This is a genomic window from Soehngenia longivitae, assembly GCF_004684055.1.
Taxonomy (GTDB): Bacteria; Bacillota; Clostridia; order Tissierellales; family Tissierellaceae; genus Soehngenia; species Soehngenia longivitae.
The window spans coordinates 84,860-108,417 of sequence record NZ_SRIB01000003.1 but is presented as its reverse complement, the minus strand read 5'-3'; the positions used below and the strand labels follow the sequence as shown (position 1 = coordinate 108,417).

Annotated in this window: 22 protein-coding genes; 2 read left to right on the top strand and 20 right to left on the bottom strand. The window is 32.0% G+C overall.

What is annotated here, in order from left to right; genetic code table 11:
* Nucleotides 1–183 precede the first annotated feature (183 nt).
* The 9 genes from lpdA to E4100_RS03265 form a co-directional block, all read right to left on the bottom strand.
* Nucleotides 184–1,569 carry a dihydrolipoyl dehydrogenase gene (gene lpdA, locus E4100_RS03305; protein WP_135270619.1) on the bottom strand — a complete coding sequence of 462 codons (1,386 nt, stop codon included), beginning with the start codon at nt 1,567–1,569 and terminating at the stop codon, nt 184–186.
* A gap of 4 nt (nt 1,570–1,573) precedes the next feature.
* Nucleotides 1,574–2,872: a dihydrolipoamide acetyltransferase family protein gene (locus tag E4100_RS03300; protein ID WP_135270618.1), complete on the bottom strand. Its 1,299-nt coding sequence runs from the start codon at nt 2,870–2,872 to the stop codon at nt 1,574–1,576.
* Nucleotides 2,873–2,883: 11 nt separating this feature from the next.
* A complete protein-coding gene (locus tag E4100_RS03295; RefSeq protein WP_135270617.1) occupies nt 2,884–3,882 on the bottom strand; it encodes an ATP-NAD kinase family protein in 999 nt (332 codons plus the stop codon).
* Between the two features lie 40 nt (nt 3,883–3,922).
* A complete protein-coding gene (locus E4100_RS03290; RefSeq protein WP_135270616.1) occupies nt 3,923–4,894 on the bottom strand; it encodes an alpha-ketoacid dehydrogenase subunit beta in 972 nt (323 codons plus the stop codon).
* A complete protein-coding gene (gene pdhA / locus E4100_RS03285; RefSeq protein WP_282097102.1) occupies nt 4,891–5,874 on the bottom strand; it encodes a pyruvate dehydrogenase (acetyl-transferring) E1 component subunit alpha in 984 nt (327 codons plus the stop codon). The genes E4100_RS03290 and pdhA overlap by 4 nt, the downstream gene beginning before the upstream one ends.
* A 13-nt stretch (nt 5,875–5,887) precedes the next feature.
* A complete protein-coding gene (locus tag E4100_RS03280; protein WP_135270615.1) occupies nt 5,888–6,244 on the bottom strand; it encodes a Lin0512 family protein in 357 nt (118 codons plus the stop codon).
* Nucleotides 6,245–6,395: 151 nt separating this feature from the next.
* Nucleotides 6,396–8,327 (bottom strand): sigma-54-dependent Fis family transcriptional regulator, encoded by a 1,932-nt coding sequence (locus tag E4100_RS03275; RefSeq protein ID WP_135270614.1) that lies wholly within the window; start codon nt 8,325–8,327, stop codon nt 6,396–6,398.
* Nucleotides 8,317–8,802, bottom strand: a complete 486-nt coding sequence (locus E4100_RS03270; protein WP_167792063.1) for an NUDIX domain-containing protein — start codon at nt 8,800–8,802, stop codon at nt 8,317–8,319. Before E4100_RS03270 ends, E4100_RS03275 begins: the two co-directional genes overlap by 11 nt.
* Nucleotides 8,803–8,909: 107 nt before the next feature.
* Nucleotides 8,910–9,062 (bottom strand): stalk domain-containing protein, encoded by a 153-nt coding sequence (locus tag E4100_RS03265; protein ID WP_282097105.1) that lies wholly within the window; start codon nt 9,060–9,062, stop codon nt 8,910–8,912.
* A 75-nt stretch (nt 9,063–9,137) separates the two neighbouring features.
* Between E4100_RS03265 and E4100_RS03260 the strand changes: the two genes are divergently transcribed.
* A complete protein-coding gene (locus tag E4100_RS03260; protein ID WP_135270611.1) occupies nt 9,138–10,571 on the top strand; it encodes an alpha-amylase family glycosyl hydrolase in 1,434 nt (477 codons plus the stop codon).
* Here E4100_RS03260 and E4100_RS03255 read toward each other — a convergent pair.
* The 10 genes from E4100_RS03255 to E4100_RS03210 form a co-directional block, all read right to left on the bottom strand.
* Entirely contained in the window at nt 10,568–11,626 is a 1,059-nt protein-coding gene (locus E4100_RS03255) for a DMT family transporter (protein WP_135270610.1), read from the bottom strand. The two genes, E4100_RS03260 and E4100_RS03255, sit on opposite strands and share 4 nt — an antisense overlap.
* A 4-nt stretch (nt 11,627–11,630) precedes the next feature.
* Nucleotides 11,631–13,706 (bottom strand): sensor domain-containing diguanylate cyclase, encoded by a 2,076-nt coding sequence (locus E4100_RS03250; protein WP_167792062.1) that lies wholly within the window; start codon nt 13,704–13,706, stop codon nt 11,631–11,633.
* 21 nt (nt 13,707–13,727) lie between these two features.
* Nucleotides 13,728–14,615: a VIT1/CCC1 transporter family protein gene (locus tag E4100_RS03245; protein ID WP_209315241.1), complete on the bottom strand. Its 888-nt coding sequence runs from the start codon at nt 14,613–14,615 to the stop codon at nt 13,728–13,730.
* Between the two features lie 130 nt (nt 14,616–14,745).
* Entirely contained in the window at nt 14,746–15,291 is a 546-nt protein-coding gene (gene thpR / locus E4100_RS03240; protein WP_135270608.1) for an RNA 2',3'-cyclic phosphodiesterase, read from the bottom strand.
* Nucleotides 15,288–16,037: an NADPH-dependent oxidoreductase gene (locus E4100_RS03235; protein ID WP_135270607.1), complete on the bottom strand. Its 750-nt coding sequence runs from the start codon at nt 16,035–16,037 to the stop codon at nt 15,288–15,290. Before E4100_RS03235 ends, thpR begins: the two co-directional genes overlap by 4 nt.
* A gap of 55 nt (nt 16,038–16,092) precedes the next feature.
* The gene (locus E4100_RS03230) at nt 16,093–16,353 is read right to left on the bottom strand and encodes a hypothetical protein (protein ID WP_135270606.1); all 261 of its coding nucleotides are present in this window, start codon (nt 16,351–16,353) and stop codon (nt 16,093–16,095) included.
* Nucleotides 16,354–16,418: 65 nt separating this feature from the next.
* Nucleotides 16,419–17,135 (bottom strand): lysoplasmalogenase family protein, encoded by a 717-nt coding sequence (locus E4100_RS03225; protein ID WP_135270605.1) that lies wholly within the window; start codon nt 17,133–17,135, stop codon nt 16,419–16,421.
* Between the two features lie 36 nt (nt 17,136–17,171).
* Complete coding sequence (locus E4100_RS03220; RefSeq protein WP_135270604.1) at nt 17,172–18,350, bottom strand: sugar ABC transporter permease; 1,179 nt, start codon at nt 18,348–18,350, stop codon at nt 17,172–17,174.
* A gap of 25 nt (nt 18,351–18,375) precedes the next feature.
* Complete coding sequence (locus E4100_RS03215) at nt 18,376–19,911, bottom strand: ATP-binding cassette domain-containing protein (protein ID WP_135270603.1); 1,536 nt, start codon at nt 19,909–19,911, stop codon at nt 18,376–18,378.
* A gap of 82 nt (nt 19,912–19,993) precedes the next feature.
* Nucleotides 19,994–21,136, bottom strand: a complete 1,143-nt coding sequence (locus E4100_RS03210) for a sugar ABC transporter substrate-binding protein (protein WP_135270602.1) — start codon at nt 21,134–21,136, stop codon at nt 19,994–19,996.
* Nucleotides 21,137–21,303: 167 nt separating this feature from the next.
* Here E4100_RS03210 and E4100_RS03205 point away from each other — a divergent pair, with 167 nt between their 5' ends.
* On the top strand, nt 21,304–21,981 hold the full coding sequence (locus E4100_RS03205; protein ID WP_135270601.1) for a metal-dependent hydrolase: 678 nt from the start codon (nt 21,304–21,306) through the stop codon (nt 21,979–21,981).
* A 143-nt stretch (nt 21,982–22,124) separates the two neighbouring features.
* Here E4100_RS03205 and E4100_RS03200 read toward each other — a convergent pair whose 3' ends face one another.
* Nucleotides 22,125–23,288 carry a hypothetical protein gene (locus tag E4100_RS03200; protein WP_135270600.1) on the bottom strand — a complete coding sequence of 388 codons (1,164 nt, stop codon included), beginning with the start codon at nt 23,286–23,288 and terminating at the stop codon, nt 22,125–22,127.
* Between the last annotated feature and the right edge of the window lie 270 nt (nt 23,289–23,558).

Genomic DNA, 23,558 nt, shown 5'->3' with positions numbered 1-23,558 from the left:
CTTTGATTAGAACTTGTATTTTTATTTGATTGTTTAACTAACTAATTAGTTTTTAATACGTGAATAATTATAGCATAAAATCTTTCATTTGTCACAGTATTTTGCCACAGTTTTTGTATCTCCCTATGAATTATACCCAAATTTGTCCAGCTAAAAAAAGTGAGTGATTAAGAATCACTCACTTTAATATATGTTGTGTATAGCTCTATCAATTGCATCCATACTCGCTTCATGAATGGATTCGCTCGCTGTTGGGTGAGCAAATATCATATTTACAAGTTCGTTTGCAGTCGCTTCAAGCTTTATCGCTAGCCCTCCAATTTCTATTAATTCAGTTGCGTTCAAACCTGCAATGTGCATTCCTAATACCTCTTTTGTATCACTATCAATTATTATCTTTACTATTCCTTGAGTGTCTCCATTAATCACAGCTTTGCTATTGCCATACAACGGGAATTTACCAACTCTATAATTCAATTTATTCTTTTGGGCTTCTTGTTCGGTAATTCCTACACCTGCTAATTCGGGTTTAGTATAAACACAAAATGGGATGGTATTAAAATCAATATGAGCATATTTGCCACAAATACTGTCTGCAACTGCAATCCCTGCACTAGATGCTTGATGAGCCAATTGAATCCCATTTGTGCAATCTCCAATAGCGTAAATATTTTCAATGTTTGTTTTAAATAATTCATCTGTTTCAATGCCTTTATTACTAAACTTAATGCCTAATTGCTCTAATCCTATGTCTTCAATGTTAGGTCGTCTGCCTGTTGCCATTAAAACAAGGTCAGAATTAACATAAAATGATCTATCCCCTGTATCTATTTCTGACCTGAGTTCTTTTCCATTTTTAGAAATGCTCATTACTTTTGTATTTTTATATATATTGACATTTTTCTCTTTTAAACTTTCTTCAAGGTAAGATACTATTTCATAATCCATATTTGCTACTAAATTAGGTAGCATTTCTACAATTGTAACTTTGGTTCCAAGGTTAGAATATATATTTGCAAATTCTACTCCTATGACTCCTCCGCCTATAATTAATATGCTGTCAGGGATATAATCAATCTTAAGCAATTCATCACTTGTAAATACATTCTCTAATTTATTTCCTTCAATTGGTATAATCGTTGGCCTTGAGCCAGTTGCAATTACAATTCTATCAAATTTCAAACATTTTATACCATAAGGGGTCGTAATCTCTATTTCGTTGTTGTTAATCAGTTTTCCTCTGCCATTTATAAATTCTATATTGTTAGAATCAAATAGAGATTTAACCCCTTCAACTAGTTGAGTTACTACTAAGTTTTTCCTTGTACTCAACAACTCGTAATCAATTTTTAAATTATCCATTTTTAATCCCAATGAAGAACTCTCATTGTTTAATAAATGAAATATTTCTGTTGAATGAAGTAAAACTTTAGTTGGTATGCATCCTTTATTCAAGCACACTCCACCTATATGTTTGTCTTCAATGACTGTTACCTCAGCTCCTAATTGAGCCAATCTAATTGCGCATACATATCCACCAGGTCCAGCTCCTAATACAGCTACTTTCATCTAATCACCTCACTAGCATAGCTATTGGGTTCTCAAGAGCTAGTTTTAATTTTTGTAAAAATTGAGCTGCTACTGCTCCGTCAACCGTCCTATGATCAGCTGTTAAAGACAAATTCATAACTGGTGTTACATAAATTTGTTCATTTTTAACTATTGCTTTGTCAATTATGGCATTTATTCCTAAAATAGCTGACTGTGGCTGATTAATTATAGGTGTAAAACTTTCTACGCCAAACTTCCCAATATTTGTTATTGTAAATGTTCCACCATCTAGCTCATCCGTTGTCAATTGATTCGTCTTTGCTCTGTAAGTGAGATCTTTTATTTCTAAAGAAATCTGTTTTAAAGATTTGATGTGACTATTTTTGACAACTGGAACTAATAACCCTTCTTCTAATGCTACTGCTACACCCATATTTACATAGTTTCGTGTTATTATCTCTTCCCCATCAATAGAGCTATTTAGAAGTGGAAAATCTAATAGTACTGCTGAAGTTATTTTTACAATCAGATCGGTGTAAGTAATTTTATATTCTTTTGATATTTCTTCCTTTATTTCCTTTAATTTTGTCACGTCAATAGGAATAGTATAATTTACAGTTGGTGCTGTAAATGCACTTTGAGACATTCTCTCGGATATGATTTTTCTCATCGTGCTCATTGGAATTCTCTTATCAATTGGTTGAACTATATTTTCATATGCTTTGTTGAGGTTATACCTCAATACATCTTCTTTATTAATTCTCTCATCTTTATTTAATTCAGCAATGTCTACTCCAGCACTTTCGGCAATTACCTTAGCAGTAGGAGTCATCTTAATCTGATTTTTATTTTCTAATACCTTTTCTATGTCTTCAAGCACTATTCTTCCGTTTGGACCTGAACCTTTTATCTTTGTAAAATCTATCTTGTTCTCTATAGCAAGTTTTTTTGCTACAGGTGAAATCTTTACTTTTTCTTCAGATTTTGTTTCTACTTCAACAGATTTTATTGGTGTTTTATCATCTTTTTCTTGCATAGGTTCTGTATTTGGTTTTACTTCTATTAAATTAGAAATATCTTCTCCTGCATTTCCAATAATAGCTACTGGTTTTAAACAATCTACAGTGCTGTTTTCGTTTTCTATAATTTTTAATAATAGACCTTCTTCATCGGCTACATAATCATTTGTCAATTTGTCAGTTTCTATACTAAATAATTTATCTCCTTTTTTTACTTCTTCATTTTCTTTTTTATACCATTTTACTATTTTCCCTTTTTTCATTGTTAAACCTAGTTTTGGCATTACAATAATTTTAGCCATGACAATCCCCCTTATTTACAAGCAAAGAATCCTATTTCTTGTGCAGATTCAATAGTCTTTCTTATGTTCACCCTTATGGGTCCATTTCTAGTTATCTTAAATCCATATGACTCGCCAATCTTAAATGGAATTTCCCTTTCACCATCGAGAGCCATAATTCCGTTGAAATCAAATTCTAAATCAAATCTTTCATCGACTTTGTGGATTGTAGGTTCATCAAGTTTTATAGTTTTCATGGTCCCAGCAGCAATTGGTGCTAGATAATATTTGTCTCCAACATTTAAATTTACACAGGCTCCAAAATCATCTTTATCTGATATTATTTTTCTTACACCTACTATAGTTGAAAATCCAATAGCAGCAGGATGAGCATTAGACACTATTACTTTTACAATATCTTCTTCATTCCATATCGCTCTAGATCCTACATATGTCTGCTTAGATATAACACAGTCTACCAAGGCTATATCCAATAATTTTGATCCTTTATAAATCTCTATTCTCTTATCTCTAATACATGAGTTGTATTTGTCGCACATGTTTGTTGCAATAGCTGATGCAGCCATACCAGCTACAGTGCCTTCTATCATCCTTGGGTATACATTGTTAGTACCAGTTGAAATGCCAATAACTGGAATATTAGAATTCCCTTTAGCTACTGCTCTTAAAGTACCATCCCCACCTAAAACCACTATTACACCTACTTCTAGTTCCTCGAGCAGTTCAGCTGCTCTGATTGTGTCATTTAAGTTTCCTTGAATTTTCATACTTAAAATATCAACTGGTATTTTAAGTTCCTTTGATAATTTTAAATCCTCTATAGCCTTATGCCCTATTAAAAAGGTATCAGGCATTATATATATATTCTCTACCCCAGTACCTTGTGATGCTAAAATTATTCTCTTAACTATATTAATTTTCTCATTGTTATCAACAACAGTAGCATGAGATACTAATCTTCTTATATCTTTGCCTGAAGCTGGATTTGCTATTATTCCAATTGTTTTCATCTTATCCCCTCTTTAGAGAAGCAACTTAAAGTTGCTTCTCTTAGAACATTTTTTTTGCTGCTTTAACTATATCTCCCGCATTAGGTACATAATAATCTTCAAGAACAGGTGAGAATGGCACAGGAGAATTTACTGAACAAACCCTTATTATAGGTGCATCTAAATTGTCAAAGCATTCTTCAGCAACTATTGCGGAAATTTCGCCAGCAAAGCTACCCCTCTTGTTTTCTTCTGTTACAATGATTAATTTGTTTGTTTTTTCAACAGAATTAAATAGAGTTTCTTTGTCAAATGGGAACAGAGTTCTTGGATCAATAACTTCTACCTCTATTCCTTCCTTAGCTAATTCTTCTGCTGCATTCAATGCTTCATAAACCATTTTCCCTGTTGCTACTACAGTTAAGTCTTTTCCTTCTCTTTTTACATCTGCCTTGCCAAATTCTATTGGTTTCGAATTTTCATCAACATCGCCTTTAATACCATACAGTAATTTGTGTTCAAGAAAAATTACAGGGTTATCATCTTCTATTGCTTTGAGCATAAGCCCATATGCATCATTAGGGGAACTTGGATATACAACTTTAAGCCCTGGAATATGAGCTAGCCATGCTTCTAATGACTGAGAGTGCTGTGCAGCTGCTCTAGTTCCAGCTCCTAGTGGAAGTCTAACAACCATTGGCAATTTAATCTTACCGCCTACCATGTATCTCATTTTTGCAGCTTGGTTTACCAGTTGATCTGCGCCAACAGTTGCAAAATCTATAAACATCAATTCTGCTATTGGTCTAGTACCAGTTGCTGCAGCGCCAACAGCACATCCAATTATGACACCTTCTGATATAGGAGTATCACGAACTCTCTCTGCTCCAAATTCATCGAACATTCCTGCAGTAACTCCAAAGCATCCTCCGAATGCGCCGACATCTTCACCCATAACAAATACCGTAGGGTCTTCCCTCATCTTCTTAGTCATTGCTTCTCTAATTGCTTCCATCATGCTTAGATTCTTCATTTTTCTACCTCCTCTACTATATCAGTATAGATGTCTTCGACAACAGACTCTATTGGAGGCCATGGACTCTCCTCAGCAAATTTAATGGCTTCTTTTATTTCATCGTTGATTTGTCTGTCTATTTCGTTTAATTCTTCCTTGCTCAAAATATTATTATCAAGCATATAATTTACCAATCTAGGTAATGGATCTTTGCTCATCCACTCAGCTACTTCTTCAGCAGGTTTGTATTTAGCAGGATCGCCTTCAAAATGTCCATGGTGTCTATAAGTTTTGCATTCTATCAAGCTTGGCCCTTGCCCATTTCTTGCTCTTTCAATAGCTTCATTAGCTGCTTCATAAACAGCAAATACATCATTTCCGTCAACTACAACTCCTGGTATGTTATAAGCTACAGCTCTATCTGCTATATCTTGGATAGCTTGGTGTCTCGATTGATGCATTGAAATCCCATATAGATTATTTTCACAAACAAAGACTACTGGCAATCTCCAAATACTTGCAAGATTTAGTGATTCATGAAAAGTTCCTTGATTTGTTGATCCATCTCCAAAAAAGCATGCACATACTTGATCAGTTCCTCTTAATTTAGCGCTAAGTCCAGCTCCAGTTGCAATATTTTGACCTGCACCAACAATTCCATTTGCCCCAATTATTCCTTTTGTAGCATCTGCAATGTGCATAGATCCACCTTTGCCCTTGCAATAGCCAGTTTGTCTACCATATAATTCTGCCATCATGTACTTGACATCTCCACCTTTGGCTATTATATGGCCATGACCTCTGTGAGTACTTGTAATATAGTCATCTTCTCTAAGGTTTGCACATACTCCAGTAGCTACTGCTTCTTCGCCAATATACAAGTGTACAAACCCGTGGATTTGCCCTTCAGCAAATAATTTACTTGCATTGGTTTCAAATTCTCTGATTCTCTTCATCGTCTTATACATTTCTATTATCTTAGTATTATTGAGTTCCAACAAAATCCCCTCCTTACTTAATCACTACCTCTACACATGCTAACGCAGCTTCTATCGTATCATCTTTGTCTCCAAATTCAGGAATATATAATCCTGAAACCGAGAGACCACCCTTTGTCACAATCACCTCCTTTTCGCCAACAGGCAAGCTCTCTTTTACTTTTTCTATATCTACCTCATCAGGTCTTGAAACAGCTACGGTTGCTTTAACTTTTATGCCATCACTTAAATCAGTTATGTTCAATATCTCAACAAGTCCGCTTAGACATGATCGTGAAACAGCATCTTTCACAGCCTTTTGTGCAGCCTTTGTAACATCTTGTCCATGAAAATCACAACCCATTCCAAACTCAATGATAAATCTTTTCATTAACTCACCTCCATAAATCTTTTAACAATATAATATGCAATTTTCATGCCAGTTTATTTATCTATTTAAAGTGTTAATTAACTCAATGATAAAATTAATAAAATAAAAAAATTCCCAACAATGGGAATTAAAATCTCATTGTTGGGAATTTTCATCTGTACTCCTTAGGATTTATGTCCAATAATTTCAATTTACGGTATATTGTGGATTTACTCATATCTAAAATCTCACATGCCTTTAATACATCTCCTCCTGTCTTTGACAATACATTTTTTAAAATATGTTCTTCGGTTGTTCGTATTGAAGTAAAATCCAAATCTTCTTTTTCATTTTTATTTTTGCTTCCTAATAATATTTCCTTGGGTAGACATTCTGATGTAATAACATTGCTTTCACATAAGTAAAATGCTCTCTCTATAATATTCTCAAGTTCTCTTACATTCCCATACCATGGGTATAAGTTCAAACAGTCTAAAAATTTTTTTGAAAAAGTTTTGTAAGTATTATTAGTCTTATTAAGTCTAGATAAGAAGTGTTGAGCTAATAAGAACACATCCCCTTCTCTTTCTCTTAGAGGTGGAATATATACTCTGAAAACATTTATCCTATAATATAAGTCTTCTCTAAAATTCTTTTTCTTAACTTCTTCTAAAAGATTTCTATTGGTTGCCGCAATTATTCTTACATCAATTTTTTTAGGCCATTTGCCGCCTATTCTGGTGACAGTAAAATCGTCTAAAACCCTTAATAGCTTCGCCTGAAAATCTAAGGGCAACTCACCTATTTCATCTAAAAATATGGTTCCCTCATTTGCTAGTTCAAATTTTCCTATTTTCCCTTCCTTATTTGCTCCAGTAAAGGCTCCTTTCTCATATCCAAACAATTCACTTTCAAATAGATCTTTTGGTAGTGATGCACAATTTATTGCGACAAAAGGACCATTACTTCTACTGCTCATATTGTGTATCGCGTGAGCAAACAATTCTTTACCAGTTCCACTTTCCCCTTCGATGAGAACACAACCTTTTGTACGTGCAAATTTTTGCGCCTCTTTAATTGCCTTTCTTAGAGTATCACTGTTTGTAACTATATCATCAAATGTATAAATTGCTTTATTGCCATATACAGAATTGACTGTATGTTGAACTGTTTTCATCTCTTTAAATGATATTGCCATGCCTTTTGTTTTTTCTCCAATATTTATATTAGAAACTTTTACACTACATGGGATCTTTTTCTCATCTATAATAAAAACCCAATCTATTCTATCCAAAAATGCTTCAGTGTGTTTAAATATTCGAGTCCCTAGTATATTTCTAATATCTAAATCTATAAGTCTATCAGATTCAACGCCTAATATTTTTTCTCCAGATTTATTAACAAGTTTTATTTTGTAATCGTCAGTCACTATTATCATACCATCAGATACCGCTTCAACAGTTGAACTTAAAATCGCATGAGTTTGAGACAATAACAGTTGATTGTCTATAGAATAACTTGCAGCAACAACTATTCCTAAAGTATGAGTATGTGCCTTCTCAGAATGCCCTGACATATCAATGCACCCTATTATATCGCCACTTGGATTATGTATTGGTGCTGCAGAACATGTCCAATTATGGTGACTTTTGCAATAGTGTTGCGCTCCAATTATCTGAATAGGTTTGTTTTCCCATAAAGATGTACCTATCGCGTTTGTCCCTACATACTCTTCTGACCATATAGCTCCTGGAACAAAGTTGAGTTTTTTAGTCTCATTTAAAATACTCTCTTCTCCTATTACTTCTAAAATAAGACCATTCCTATCAGTTAAAACAAGTGCAAATCCTGTTCCCATAACGAGATCATTTAAATTTTGCATGATTGGCAATGCAATAGAAATCAGCTCTTTGTTTTTTTCCCTTTCTTTTTCTAATTCTTCTTTAGCAATAAGTTTCCCTTCTCCTAAATTATAGTTCACTGACTTTTCCTTGCATCTCAACCATGATTTTTTAACAAATTCCTCTACATCATCGTTTATAATCCCATTTACAACAAAATCTTTCCAATCTTTTTTATATTTCTCTAGTAATTCATCGTTCATCAATTTCACCTCTAATCTCAACAAACTTTGTATTCCCATTAACATCTAATATGGCAGTATAAATAGCATTTGAATTATCATTAATTCCATGTTCCAAACACGCACTTATTAGGGGATGAAATTTTTTTAGCTTAATCTCTTCAATTTCTACAAAGGTCAAATCTCCTTCATCATTCGCAATGACTTTATTAGTTTTAATTGATCCAAAATATATGTAATTTATATATATGCTATCTTCATAGTTTAATGCTACGTATTTCAAATTGATTGAATCAATAACATTACTATCCAACCCAGTTTCTTCATATATCTCTCTTAAAATAGCTACATTTGGAGTTTGAAATTCGTTGCTCTCAATGTGTCCACCAACACCATACCACATTCCTGGTGCTATTTTTGCTTCCTCACTCCTTTTTTGCAACAAAAAAGAATTGTTGTATCTTAAAAAAGCTGTAACAAAATAATTGATTAACATAATCATCACCATTTTATTTATACCCTTTTTTTTAAATCAAAATAAAAAAAATTCCTAATATTTCATCTTTTTAAGATGAAATATTAGGAAAGTAAATTACAAACTTTTTATTTTATTAATTCTAATGCACTTTGTGGTACATATGTCTTTATACCGTTGTATACCACTACTCCTTCAAGCTCTTTCTCTTCACCATTTACATAAGCAATATTCTTATTTATTGGCAATTTAATTGTTGTATCGTCCTTTGTAACAACGATAGTGTCAATTAATTGTTAGTTTTATTGAAAGTATAAATTTGTTATAATAGTTTTATACTAATTCGGAGGTACAAAATGAAAAAGAAATTTATAATTTATTTTATCTTGCTTTCATTAGTTTTAACATCATGTACTTATGATCACTCTGATGAAACAACAGTAATAGAAAATGGCGATGATCTGAGTAACGAGTTGATTTATTTTATCATGACTGATAGATTTTATGATGCTGATCAAAGCAACAATTACGATGTAGACAAGACTGATTTAAAAAAGAGACATGGAGGAGATTTAAAAGGCGTCATAGAAAAATTGGATTATATTAAATCTCTCGGTGCCACAGCTATTTGGCTAACACCTGTTATGGAAAATGGAAAAGATGGTTACCATGGATACTGGATTAATGACTTTTATAAAGTTGATCCTTACTTAGGCACTATGGATGATTTGAAATTACTTGTTGATGAAGCTCATAAAAGAGATATGAAAGTTATTTTAGACTATGTAGTAAATCATGTAGGGTATGATTCACCATGGTTAAATGATGAGAATTACAAAGACTGGTTTAATGAAAATCAAGAAATTTTTAACTGGAATGATCAAACGCAAGTTGAAAAAGGGTGGCTAATGGGGTTACCTGATTTAAACTTTGACAATCCTGAAGTTGTTGATTTCTTTTTAGAAAACTCATTGTGGTGGATAGAAGAAACAGGAATAGATGGCTATAGATTGGATACTGTAAAACACGTACCAAAAGAATTCTGGGTTAAATTTACTTCAAATATTCTAGAGAATTACCCTGATTTCTACTTTTTAGGAGAAGTTTGGTCTGAAAATATACATTATATTAAACAATATGAAGATACTGGTATAACAGGTTTCACTAATTATCCACTCTACAAAGCTATAACTACTACCTTCAATGAGTACGGAAAATCTAGCAAATTGAAAAATGCCATAAAAGCTGATTTGGAAGTCTTTAACAATTCAAAAAATGCCCTATTTATTGACAATCATGACAATCCAAGGTTTATATCAAAACACAGAAATTTTGCAGATGAGTACTATAAACAAGCTTTGACTTTTATTATGACATATCCTCAAATACCTGTGATATACTATGGGACTGAAATTGGCATGGAAGGAAAAGAAGACCCTCTAAACCGAACCGATATGGAATGGGAAAAAACGGAAAACTCTTCTAAGTTAGAGTATTTTAAGTTCCTTTCAGAATTAAGAAATAGAGAAGTCATAATGAGCGGAGAATTTTTGTTATTAGAAACAGATGATGATTGCATAGCTTATCAGTATTTGGATGGTAAAGACAGCATTATAATAGTCATGAATTTAAAAAATATTGAGAAAAACATTCAATTAAAAGTTAATGGAGATTTCATTAAGCTACATGAATATGGGGATAATAATGATGAAGCTAAAATTTCTAATGGGAATATAAATATAAATCTGCTCCCATTAGAAATCAAAATATTTTCAATTTCTAAATTTTAGTGTGAATGTTTGTGATGAATATCCGGAGTATGCGGATGAGAATGAACCAGCTTTTCATGTTTGTGCTCATGAGAATGATATCCTTTAACCTCATAATTGTGAACGTGATTATGATGTAAATCATCATGCTTATGAGCATGTTCATGCACTAGTTCTTTATGTTCATGTTCGTGTTCGTGATTTTCTGCTATAGTGAAGTAAACTCCAATAATCATAATAGCCAACGCAAAAATAAATCTCAGGTTGATTGCTTCATCAAACAATATCCAAGAAGTTAAAACTCCAATGAATGGTGCTATAGCGTAATATGAACTCGTCCTAGCAGCCCCTAAGTCCCTTTGCGCTCTTATATACATATAAATGCTAAGTCCATACGCAATAAATCCCAAAAACAATGCTGCAATTATATAAGTGTAATTTAATTCAATTGCTTGTAAATACATAGCAATAATTAATGCACCTAATCCCGAACCCAAACCTTTTATGATAACTATATCTATAGGATTTTTAATTGAAAGTTTTCTTGTATAATTGTTCTCAAGCCCCCATGAAACAGTCGCTAGTAAAACAAATATTGCTCCAACAGATAAACTAATTTCACCAAGTGTATCAATCGATAATATAATCGAAGATAATGTTATCAATCCAATTGCTAGCCACATTTTCTTTCCTATTTGTTCATTAAATATTATCAGAGCAATAACTGAAGTAGCTACTATTTCAAAGTTATTAAGTAATGATACAGTAGAAGGACTTGTTCTCACAAGTCCAATCATTAGGAGTATGGGAGCTAATATGTCTAATACTACCATCGCAACTATATATGGAAAATCTTTTTTATCTAAACTTGCCTCACTCTTAGATTTTACATTCAATGTTAGTAGTTTTGTTGATAGCATACCAAATCCAGCACCTAAATACAATAAAGCTGATAAAAAAGTAGGCGAAAGAACATCTAATAATATCTTAGAAAAAGGTGTACTAATTCCATAAAAGGCTGCAGCTAGTATTGCATAAAATACAGCATTAATAAATTTGTTATCATTCTTTTTCATATCTTTATCCTTTTATTTTACGATTTTTATTCTTCATCTCATACATTCTTTTATCTGCAATTCTTATTAATTCATCTAAGGATGTGGAGTCCTCACCGAATGTAGCTATACCATAACTAAAAGATACGATTATCGTTCCACTATCAACCACGATTGAACTCTGTTCCATATTTTCCAATAACTCGTTAAGTCTAATAGTTAAGCTATCATAATCAGTATTTAAAAATATTGCGATAAATTCATCTCCAGCATATCTTGCGAAAACGTCACTTCTCCTAATAATTACTGATAACCTTTTGGCAAAAGTTTTTATTGCCTCATCACCAGCCAGATGTCCAAAATTGTCATTGATGTACTTGAGATTATTCAAATCAAACATCACTAAATGGAATGTTTCATTATACCTTGCAGCTCTTTCTTTAAAGCTCTCAAACAGCTGAGTGAAATAACTTCTGTTGTAAACTCCTGTAAGTGAATCATGAGTTGCTAAATAGAAGTTAGCATGATTCATTATATAGTTACTAATTGCAATTTCAGTGTTAGTTTGAATGAATTCCATCAATTTTAAATCTTTTTCATCGAATGCATTTTCATAAATTGCATCGAGATTTATGCAGCCATAAAATACATTTTTTACATATAAAGGAGCTACTATAGAAGATTTAATATAATATTCTCCTTCAGTAGTTTCCAATGGCACAAATATCTCAAAATTTGATACATCGTTAATCAAAGCGACAGTATCTAATTTTCCATTTGTAGCCCTGTAAATAAAACTTTCTTCTATGGGTAAAGAAAATTCGTTTATTTCAGTGCTTCGATAACCTCTGTGAGCTACTACTTTTAATTCGTTATCCTCTTTTATCATTACACTACCTAATTTTGCATGTTTAATTGCTTTTAATGATTCAGTTAAGATTAAGTCATAAATCTCATTTATTTCTCTATTTGTATTTGCTGCTCTATTTATCGCCAACATTGATTCAGTTGTAATTGCAATTGTAGTGATTTCGTCTTGTGCAACTTCCATTTTCTTTAATAATTCGTTTTTATTAGTCAGCAATTCATTAATAGTTTTACGCACTTCATAGAGAAGATCATCATCTTCGTTGATTCTATAATCGACATCTAATCGCATCGGAATATTCAAAATGTCGTCAACTAATTCTTCAACTGGGCGAATGATATTTCGCCTTTGAAATATGATAAAAACAAAAATCACAATTAAAAGAACCGATGCAAATATCATAAAAATGAGCATCAATTGCTGTCCAGTTTTCAAAGTGCCAGTAACAGGAACAAAATTAACAAGAAACATATCTAAACTTTCAATATAATAATATGATAAAAACCCTTGATTTTCTTCGTACTTCATGTTTTCAATAAATTTCTCGCTGTTAGGCTTAAACTCTGGAAATATTTCAAAAATAGTAATTTTGTCCTCGGATTTATTAACATTATTAGCGTCGTATCCTATTACAACCCCATTTGAATCAACAAGAAAAGATACTCCTTCATCATCACTGCCATATGGATTTAATATCTGAGAAATTGTGCTCAAATCTATGTCAGCTGCAATAACTCCCTTCAATTCTCCAGCTTTATCATAAAAAGGTCTCGCAATGGTAATGGTCGATTTATCTAAATATGCGTCATGATATACTTCAGTGTAGACTAATTTTTTTCCCTTTGCAGCTTCTACATACCATGGTCTTTCAGTCACTATATAATCTGATGGTTGATTCCAATCTTCTCCAGCTAATAGTTCACCATCCGCCATTCCTATATAAACGGCAGTAAACTGCTCCCTTTCTTTCATTAATACCTCTAGATACTTTTTAATATCTTCTCTTGATGGTTCGATTTTAATAAAAGAAGCAATATCTTCAACAATTTGCTCTTGCACTTTAAAAGTAGATTCTACTAGCTTTATTTTGCTCTCTGTTTCAAATAATGCTCTTGATTTAACCTGATTTTCGATTGCATTGGAAAAATAATTATAGCCCAAAAAAGCCGATAAAGTTATAAAAACAGCTAATAAAAGTGCATAAATATAAAATTTTTTTGAGAGTTTATTCATATTTAAACCTACCATATTTTTTTAAATATCAAGTCCTAAAAATTGTTTGACAACAAGTCCAATTAAAAACGATACTGCAGCAACTCCTAAACTAACGGATGCCATTTCCTTAAATTTATGTTTGAAGGATAAATCTTTAGCTATAGATATATAATAATTAAATGCAGCAATTATCCCTACTACTAATGCAAGCATTATAATTAAGGCTATAGTATAGCTTTTTTCTGGCAAAATCGCATATGGTATTAATAGGGCTAATACTGTAATTAGATAAGCGATGCCAGTGTAGCTGGCAGATTTTAAAGGATTCTTGCCACCTTCATTTTTAGTTGATAAATATTCTGAAGATGCCATGGATAATGTTGCTGAAATTCCTGCAATAAGACCCGCTAACAATATTAGTCTATTGTTTTGCATAGCAAAAGTCCATCCAGCAAGACTTCCTGTAAATTCAACCAAAGCATCATTTAATCCTAAAACAATGGATCCGACATATTGTAGCCTTTCTTCATCTATCATTGCTAACAATTCTATCTCATGTTCGTCTTCTTCTCTCAAAATAATGTCAATATCAGACACACTTTCTCTTAATTCATCTATAAATTCTTTAGTAGCCATCTGATTAAATTCGTTTAATCGTTTTTCCATAATTTTAGCAGTAAAAGTATAACCTAATAATTTGCCAAGTAGAACATACCATCTAACTTTATGCATATTAGGTTTAACATCAACTTTTGTATACTCTTTCCATATTTCATAATGTCTGGATTCTTCATCTGCAATTTTTTTAAGAACTTCTTTATCATGTTCATTTTTTATGCTATTTAAAAGCCTTAAATATACTTCTCTCTCGAGCAATTCATCAGATTGCATCTTTTTAACTGTATTAAGAAAATCTGACTCTTTCACTAAACCACCCCCTAAAAAGTTAGGATATAATTATTAATTATATCCTAATAAGCGCTAATATTCTACACATTTGTTGTTATACATCTAAAATTTTCTGAAATTCTATTACTTTTTGTTAATTTCCCTTTACTTATTTTTTAGCTCTAAAAGTTTTATCTCTCTTACTCTCTGCAATAACTTCATGTATAAGTCTATTTTCATCATTAAAAGATTTAAACAAAGATATTTGTTCTACCATATAGCTAAAATCAGTAAAGTCTATTTTCTCCAATTTATCTCTTAGTACTACATTCCTACCGAGTGTTATATGTGGGGTATAGTCTCTCTCTTGAACTTTTAAATCCATTTGTTTAAGTCTATAGTGAATATCATTGTATAATCTTGATAAATCCTCATTTTCTTTAACCCCTAACCAATATATGTCTCCATGTTTATTATGAAATACACCTAAACCACTAATTGCAATCTCAAAAGGATCAAAGTGAGTATTAAATATCATTTTTTGTATTTCTTTCACCTTTTCGTCTAGAACATCTCCCAAAAATTTAATTGTCAAATGAATGTGTTCTTTATGAACAAATCTTCCTTTTAAAGATTGATCCTTTAAGGAGTTTACTTCTTTGTAGATATTATTTAAAGTTTTCTCATCGAAATTTACAGCGATGAAAAGTCTCATATTTTTAAATCAAATCCTTGTTTTTTAATCACTTTTAGAATTTCTTGCCTTTTTATAGCTGGATTATTAAGTTTAGCCACTATTTGATCAGAAAAAGAATCTACTCTCTTATTAGCATCCCTTAAATCATAGTACTCAGTCATTTGTCTATCATATTCTTCAATTTCTTTTAAATAACTATCAAAAACTGTATAGTTGTCTTCGAATAACCTCAAACTCATATCCATACGAGGTTTTAGCTGTGGTTCTTGATTTGGATACCCAACTCCTAGCCCAACTACAGGAAACGTCAACTCTGGTAAATGAAATATGTCAATTACTTTTTGTGGGTCATTTAAAATGCTTCCAAAATATACTGTTCCTAATCCCATTGATTCAGCAGCGACAACAAGATTTTGTGCAGCTAAGCATGCATCAGTAAAACCTTGAAAAAATCTATCCATATCTCTTGCATTTTCAATTTTTCCGCCCTTTTCTTTTGCTATCATCATATTTCTAAACTGATCAACTATAAATATAAGTAACTCTGGAGTTCTCTTGACATATTCTTGATTACAAATTTCTGCTATTGATGCTTTTTTATCATTGTCTTTAACTCGAATAATTGAACATGTCTGCATTCCATTAGATGTAGGGGTTCTTCTTACTACCTCCATTAGAGTCTTAAAAGTTTCTTCAGGGATTCTTTCATCCTTAAATTCCCTAATTGTCCTATGATCTAGCTGTTTTTTAACTGTTTCATTCATTAAAAATCCCTCCAAAATTTAGAATAAGGAGCATATACTCCTTATTAATAATACCCTAAATATATGAATTCAATATTCCAAAACTAAAAATGCCAGTAAACATTATAATTAAATATAATCCAATTCCAATTAACCAGAATAGTATGCTAGCTTTGAAGTAATTTGCTTTACTAGGTTTAGTATTGCTTCCAAATGCCCAAACAAATGTCATTACTATATTTACTACAGGAATTAAAAGTATAAGCATTGTTATAATCCACTCTTTTGTAGTTACTACATCGTCTTTTACTGGGTAAACATTTTGAGAATTGTCCATATTTTACCTCCTAAACATATTTGTTTGTGTAATACCCATATATTCCAAAAATATAACATTTATTATTAGTACTCAAAATCCAATCCACTTAAAGCAATAAAAATCTGTGAAGGTAAATAAAAAAACCACATAAGTCTAAGTGATAAATCACTCAAAATGTATAAAAAAATATTAGCTGTGTTAAGTGGTACTACATTGTATATCGCTACATTGATATCACATAATAAAAATAGTATAAACCCTGCTACGAGTAAAGAGCTATTTATTAATGGGAATTTATTATGTCTATAAACATCCAAAGCTCTCAATAAATTAGAGAGTAAATTTGCAAAATAAAATAAGCTTACAAAGACGATTAAATCAATTTCATAAGGTGTATCTAGAAATACAGAGTACAAAGTTATTGTGATGATTAAATAACTTATATATCTAATAAAAATAACTTTTGTTTTATTCTTCTCCATTCTAATCCCATGGATTAAATGTGCCAAAGAAAATATCCCAATTCCAATGATGTAATTGTTTCCTTCAAAAAGTAAGAAATAATCTGAAATAATGGTTAAAATCATCGCTAAGTTCAATAGATTAATATCTTTTATGGAAATTGAATGTTTTCTTTCCACAAAAGTTAATACTCCAACTAATACAATGCCTATGAATTTTAGATAGTTTGAATAAATGAACAAATTGCTATAAAAAATATCCATTATCATAAAACTAACATAAACTGCAAATAAAATAATAAGTATGGTTTTTATCTCTAAATAAGTTCTCTTAGTCATTTCTCCCCTCTAAGTAAAAACAGGGCAAGAGCCCTGTTAAGAATTTCTGTTTCTTGTCACTACATCAAATACTACGGCTAATATTAAAATAGCTCCTCTTATGATATATTGATATGATATTCCTACACCCATAAGGTTCATACCATTAGATAATGAAGCCATTACTAAAGCTCCTATTATTGAGCCAGTAACTTTTCCAACTCCTCCTGCAGCAGAAACTCCACCAACATATGCAGCAGCTATGGCGTCAAGCTCAAATCCCATACCAGCGGTAGTGGTAGCTGACTGTAGTCTAGATGTATAGAGTATTCCAGAAAGTGCTGATAACATACTCATGGAAGCAAATACAAAATAAGTAATGTTTTTTACATTTATTCCACTTAATGCTGCTGCTTCGGGATTACCTCCGACAGCATAAATGTGCCTTCCTAGAACTGTTTTATTGGTTAGATAATTATATAATGCTGTTACAATTAATACTATTACCACTGTCCAAGAAAGTCCATTGTATCGTGCAAGTATCCAAGTAATGTATCCTATCATCGCTGAAACTAAGACTAGCTTCAATGTAAATATAGGCATTGAAGGCACTTCAAAGTTATAATTTAATTTTTTATTTCTATTTCTAAATTCACTTATAATGTACAAACATATGCCTAGAATTCCAATCACTAGCGTCACAACATGAATTCCTTCAATGTTAATAAAAGGGAAATCAGGAATAAATCCATTTCCTATATTATTAAAAGTTTGATTTTTTATTATAATAGTTCCTGTCTGATTTGTAACTTGTAATAATGCTCCTCTAAATATCATCATGCCTGCAAGTGAAACAACAAATGCTGGAACTCCTACCTTTCCGACTAAAAAACCATTAAATAAACCAACGACTATGCCTAGAACCAAAACAATTGGTATTGCAACAAATATCGACATATTGTATCTTGTCAAAAGAATTGCAACAATTGCTCCTGCAAAACCTGCTAAATAACCTACTGATAAATCTATATGGCGAATTACAATTATCAAAGTCATACCAACTGCTAATACTGCTATATATCCCACAGAATTTATTAAGTTACTTATATTTCTAGGTGATATAAATACGCCATCAGTTAAAATACTAAAGCCAATTATTATTGCGAATAACGCTATAAACATTCCGTAATCTCTTATATTCTCTTTAAGCATTTTTTTTAAGTCACTAAAAAACATTTTAGATTACCTCCTCATGCGAATATTAGATTGTTGCATACTCCATTATTTTATCTTGATTTGCTTCTTCAATTGGTAATTCTCCTGTTATCTTGCCTTGCGACATAATATATATTCTATCACTCATACCCAAAATTTCTGGTAGCTCTGAAGATATCATTATTATACACATTCCTTGACTGACTAAATCATTTATAATATTATATATCTCAAATTTAGCGCCTACATCTATTCCTCTTGTTGGTTCATCTAAAATCAAAACTTTCGGCATCGTAAATAGCCATTTTGCCAAAGATACTTTTTGTTGATTCCCACCAGAAAGGTTCTGCACTTTTTGTTCAATTGAAGGAGTCTTTATATTCAACGTTTTTCTATATTCATCTGCTACTGTTATCTCTTTATTTTCGTCAATTACTCCACTTCTAGCAATAGCTCTCAAGTTTGCAAGGGTAGTATTTTCTTTAACGTCTTGAATTAGTATTAGTCCTTCCCCTTTTCTATCCTCCGTAACATATGCAACTCCCGCTTTAATAGCATCATAAGGAGTTTTAAAATTCATGAGTTTACCTTCTACGTATATTTCACCACTAACCTTGTATCCTTTTGGATTTCCAAAAATACTATATGCGAGTTCAGTTCTTCCGGCTCCCATAAGCCCCGCAATTCCAACTACTTCGCCTTTTCTTGCATAAATATTTACATCTTTTAAAATATGTTTTGATGTAGTTTGATCAATAGCATTTAAATTTCTTACCTCAAATATTGTGTCACCAATATTTTTAACTTTTCTCTTTGGAAATACGTCTGCTATTTCCCTTCCAACCATATTTTTTATGAGAACTGGTTCAGAGACTTCTTCTTTGTGTGCATCTAAAGAACATATAGTTTTCCCATCTCTAAGTACAGTCACAGTATCTGCTACTTGGATTACTTCTTTAAGTTTATGTGATACCATGATAGAAGTTATTCCTTCTTTTTTTAGTTCAATTAATAAATTTAGTAGATTCTCAGCATCATCGTCATTTAGTGCTGCTGTTGGTTCATCTAATATAAGCAATTTAACATCTTTGCTGAACGCTTTTGCAATTTCAATTAGCTGCATTTTCCCAACGCCGAGATATTTTACTTTCATTTCAGGGTTAATATTTAACCTGACCTTCTCTAACATTTTTTTTGATTGTAAAATAGTTTCATTCCAGTCTATATTTATGCCATTTTTTATTTCATGTCCTAAATATATGTTTTCATAAACTGTCATCTCAGGAACCAATGCTAGCTCTTGATAAATTATAGCAATACCAGCTTTTTCACTATCCTGAATGCTTTGAAATTTTTGTACTTGTCCATTTAAGATAATTTCTCCATTGTATGATCCATATGGATAAACGCCTGATAATATTTTCATTAAAGTTGATTTACCTGCACCATTTTCACCAACTAGGCAATGTATTTCTCCTCTTTTAACTTTAAAATTAACATTATCTAATGCTTTAACCCCTGGAAATTCTTTGGTAATATTTCTCATCTCAAGTATATAATCTGAGTTATTTACACTGTCCATAAAAACAACCCCTCTTTTAAATAAGTCAATAAGGAAATAGTGAAAGTCTATGACTTTCACTATACCTAACAAATATTAAATTTTATAGCCCTGTAAATTCAGATGCATCATAGTATCCAGAGTCAATTAATGCCTCTTGAACATTTTCTTTATCTACTACTATAACTTCTGTTTGTTTTGCAGGAACATCTTTGACATTGTTATTGTATGATCCAGTTGTTTCAGGAGTCTTTCCTTCAAGTACTGAAACTGCCATAGCTATAGAATCTTTTACTAGAGTTCTAACATCTTTAAATACTGTCATGGATTGTTTGCCATCAATAATATATTGAACTGATGCTTTTTCAGCATCTTGTCCAGTGATTACATAGCTAGTAATATCTGAATCAGCTGCAAATACATCTGCTATTGATCTTGCAGTACCATCATTTGGTGCAAGAATAAATACATCACCTTTATCTGTTGCACCAACGGAAGTTAGATTTGCTTCAGCTTTATTTTTTGCTTCATTGAAATCCCAGTTAGTGGTTATTTGGCTGATGATTTTGCTCATTTCATCTCTTGTTAGCTCTTGTTTATCTTGTAATGCAACAGCTTCTGATGAGTTCTTTATAACAAAAGTTCCATCTGCAATCTTTGGTTGAAGAACTTTCCAAGCTCCTTCGAAGAATAGGAAAGAGTTATTATCTGATGCTGCTCCAGCATATAGATACAATGGATTTCCTGTTCCAGTTGCTTTATCAATCAAGTATTGACCTTGTGCTTCTCCAACTGCTACAGAGTCAAAAGTTACATAATAATCTACTGCATCTGTTCCAGTAATCAATCTATCATAAGCGATTACAGTAACGCCTTCAGCTTTAGCTGCTTCAGCTGCAGCAGCTGCTGCTTCACCATCTTGTGGGCAAATAATTAATACTTTAATTCCTTTAGTCAATAGTGATTCAACATTTTCTTTTTCTTTTGCTGATGAACCTTGGCTAAATAAAATTTCTACTGAATAATCAGTATCAGCTAATGCCTCTTTAAATCTAGTTTCGTCTTGTACCCATCTTGGTTCATCTTTAGTTGGTAAAACAACCCCAATAGTTGGACCTGTTGAAGTTTCTCCTCCGTTATTTTCACCTGTATTTTCTTCATTAGTTCCGCCTGTAGTACATCCCGCTAAAGTAGCTAATACCAATAACATGACAGCTGCAATAGCAAAAAATTTCTTTTTTCGCATTTTTTACTCCCCTTTCTGTAACCGATTTCATTTTTAAGTGCAAACGTTTGACTTAATACTCTATTATTATAGTCCTTTAAATCTATAATGTCAATATTGCATATTTTCAAAAATATTTATTAGTTTACTATTTTTGAGGGTATAATTTTCTTAAGGAGGTAATATGTATGAAATTAACATATTTGAGTCACTCAGTTTTTATATTAGAAAATGATGGGTTTAAAGCAATATTTGATCCTTTTATAACAGGAAATCCTTTGGCTAAAGTTCTACCCATTGATATTAACAATATAACCCATATATTTGTATCCCATGGTCATCAAGATCATCTAGGTGATACTATTGATCTAGCAAATGCAAACGATGCACTAGTTATAACAAATGCTGAGATTGCAGGATATTTATCCACTTTCGGAATCGATACTCATCCAATGCATATAGGTGGGCGATATAAATTTGATTTTGGTTCTGTTAAACTCACACCAGCACTTCATGGATCTTCTATAGAGACTGATGAGGGAATATTGTATGCGGGCAATCCTTGTGGTTTTCTTATCGAAATGATGGGCAAAAAGATATACTATGCTGGAGATACAGGTCTTTCAATGGATATGAAACTATTAAGAGATGATGGGATAGACATAGCTATACTTCCAATCGGTGGTAATTATACGATGGATATAGATGATGCTGTTAAAGCTGTTAAACTTATAGAACCTAAACTTGCTATACCAATGCATTATAATACTTTCCCATTAATAAAAGCTGACCCATTAGAGTTTAAGAAAAAAAATATCTATAGCGAAACAAAAGTTTTAGATATAGGAGAAAGTTACTCATTTTAAAAAACGCACGATAAAGGGAGTTCAACTTAGGAATTTTCAAAACAAGTACATTTTCGACTTACTATCTTCAAGCGAAGAATCAACCGATAAGGGAAATTAAGAAAGAGGCATTATCTCACAAGGGATATTGCCTCTCTTTTTAGCTATTCATTTGTGGACAATTTCTTGAATGTGCCGAAGATTATCTCATAAATATTGTCATTAGTGATTTCAGATAAGGGTATTTCATATCCCATTACTCGTTTTAATCCCCAATAACGCACAAGCGGATCATCAACAACTCCACAGTACATTTCTCCAGATTTATATTCCGGATACTTAATAATACCAGTATATATAGGGTCATAGAAAATCCAATGGTCACTTGGGGAAATAGGACTTGTAGACAAGTCCTTAGATATATTAGCATAATCGAAGCGGGCAACATTAGCCATTGGTATTTCAAAATCTCTAAAATTAAGCTCTAAGACATATAATGAACCATTGCTGTACTCATTTCCATAATTAGTGTTTTGAGACAATTGGAATACTACAATGAAGCTGTAGTATGCCCAAGCATTTGAGTCACGGTCACTGCTCCATCTGAGAAATGTATTATTTCCAGTCATCGGAGCAAGTTCAAATTCACCTTTTTCCACTGCAAGAGTAATACTGCGTGATATAAACTCCTGTACATTTTTATGAACTTTTTGTACTACTTCAAAAGCTTTATTCGTTTCCACATTCATAAAATTGAATCCCCTAAAACCAGCGAATCCTTTTTCATTTAATAGCGATGATAAATCTTTACATATAATACTATTGTCCTTATTTTTGTTTATTGCGTCAAATAATCGCTGCCAAGTTATATAACCAAAAGATACTTCAAGAGGAATCTTTGTTTTATGCTCATTGTAGATAGCAGTTGCAGATTCTTCACGAGCGAGTAATATTAGAAACTTCACCTTATCAGGATAATTTCTTATAAGTAGGTCTGCTTCACGAATTAACTGATCATCGCCGGACAAATTGCTGTTATATTTTACCTCAATCATTATTACCACATTCTCTAACTCCATTACAACGTCCGGTTCTGTTTGCGACCCATAATAGTGCTTCCAAAAATGAACATTATTACCCCATTCACCACTTATTTCCATTGGTAACGAATCGTTAAGAAATGAGTTTACTGTAGCTGGTAGAAAGCTATCTTTTATTATCTGTAGGGCAACGGAATACGGCAAATATCTTAATGTTCCAAAAACATTTCCAGTCAATTGGTCCTCAGAATTAATATCAACATTCTTATGAGAAATCTCAGCAATCATTATTTATACTTAACCTCCTATATAAAAAGTAATGTCACTATAAAAATATCAAAGGAAAAACTTTAGTGAATTATTTCTTTATGCACTGATGCTCAAAAACGATCACATTCGAGTCTAATTTTATAATGATGTTTCTGAAAATTCATTCGTATTGTTTACATTATCGTTTGCTTCTTTTCTTAGTTTTTTTTGATTCAATTAAAGTATCTCGATACTTTTGAATTTATTTCCTTTGTGTCGAGATATAAGGCACAGGTATTTGGATGGAGT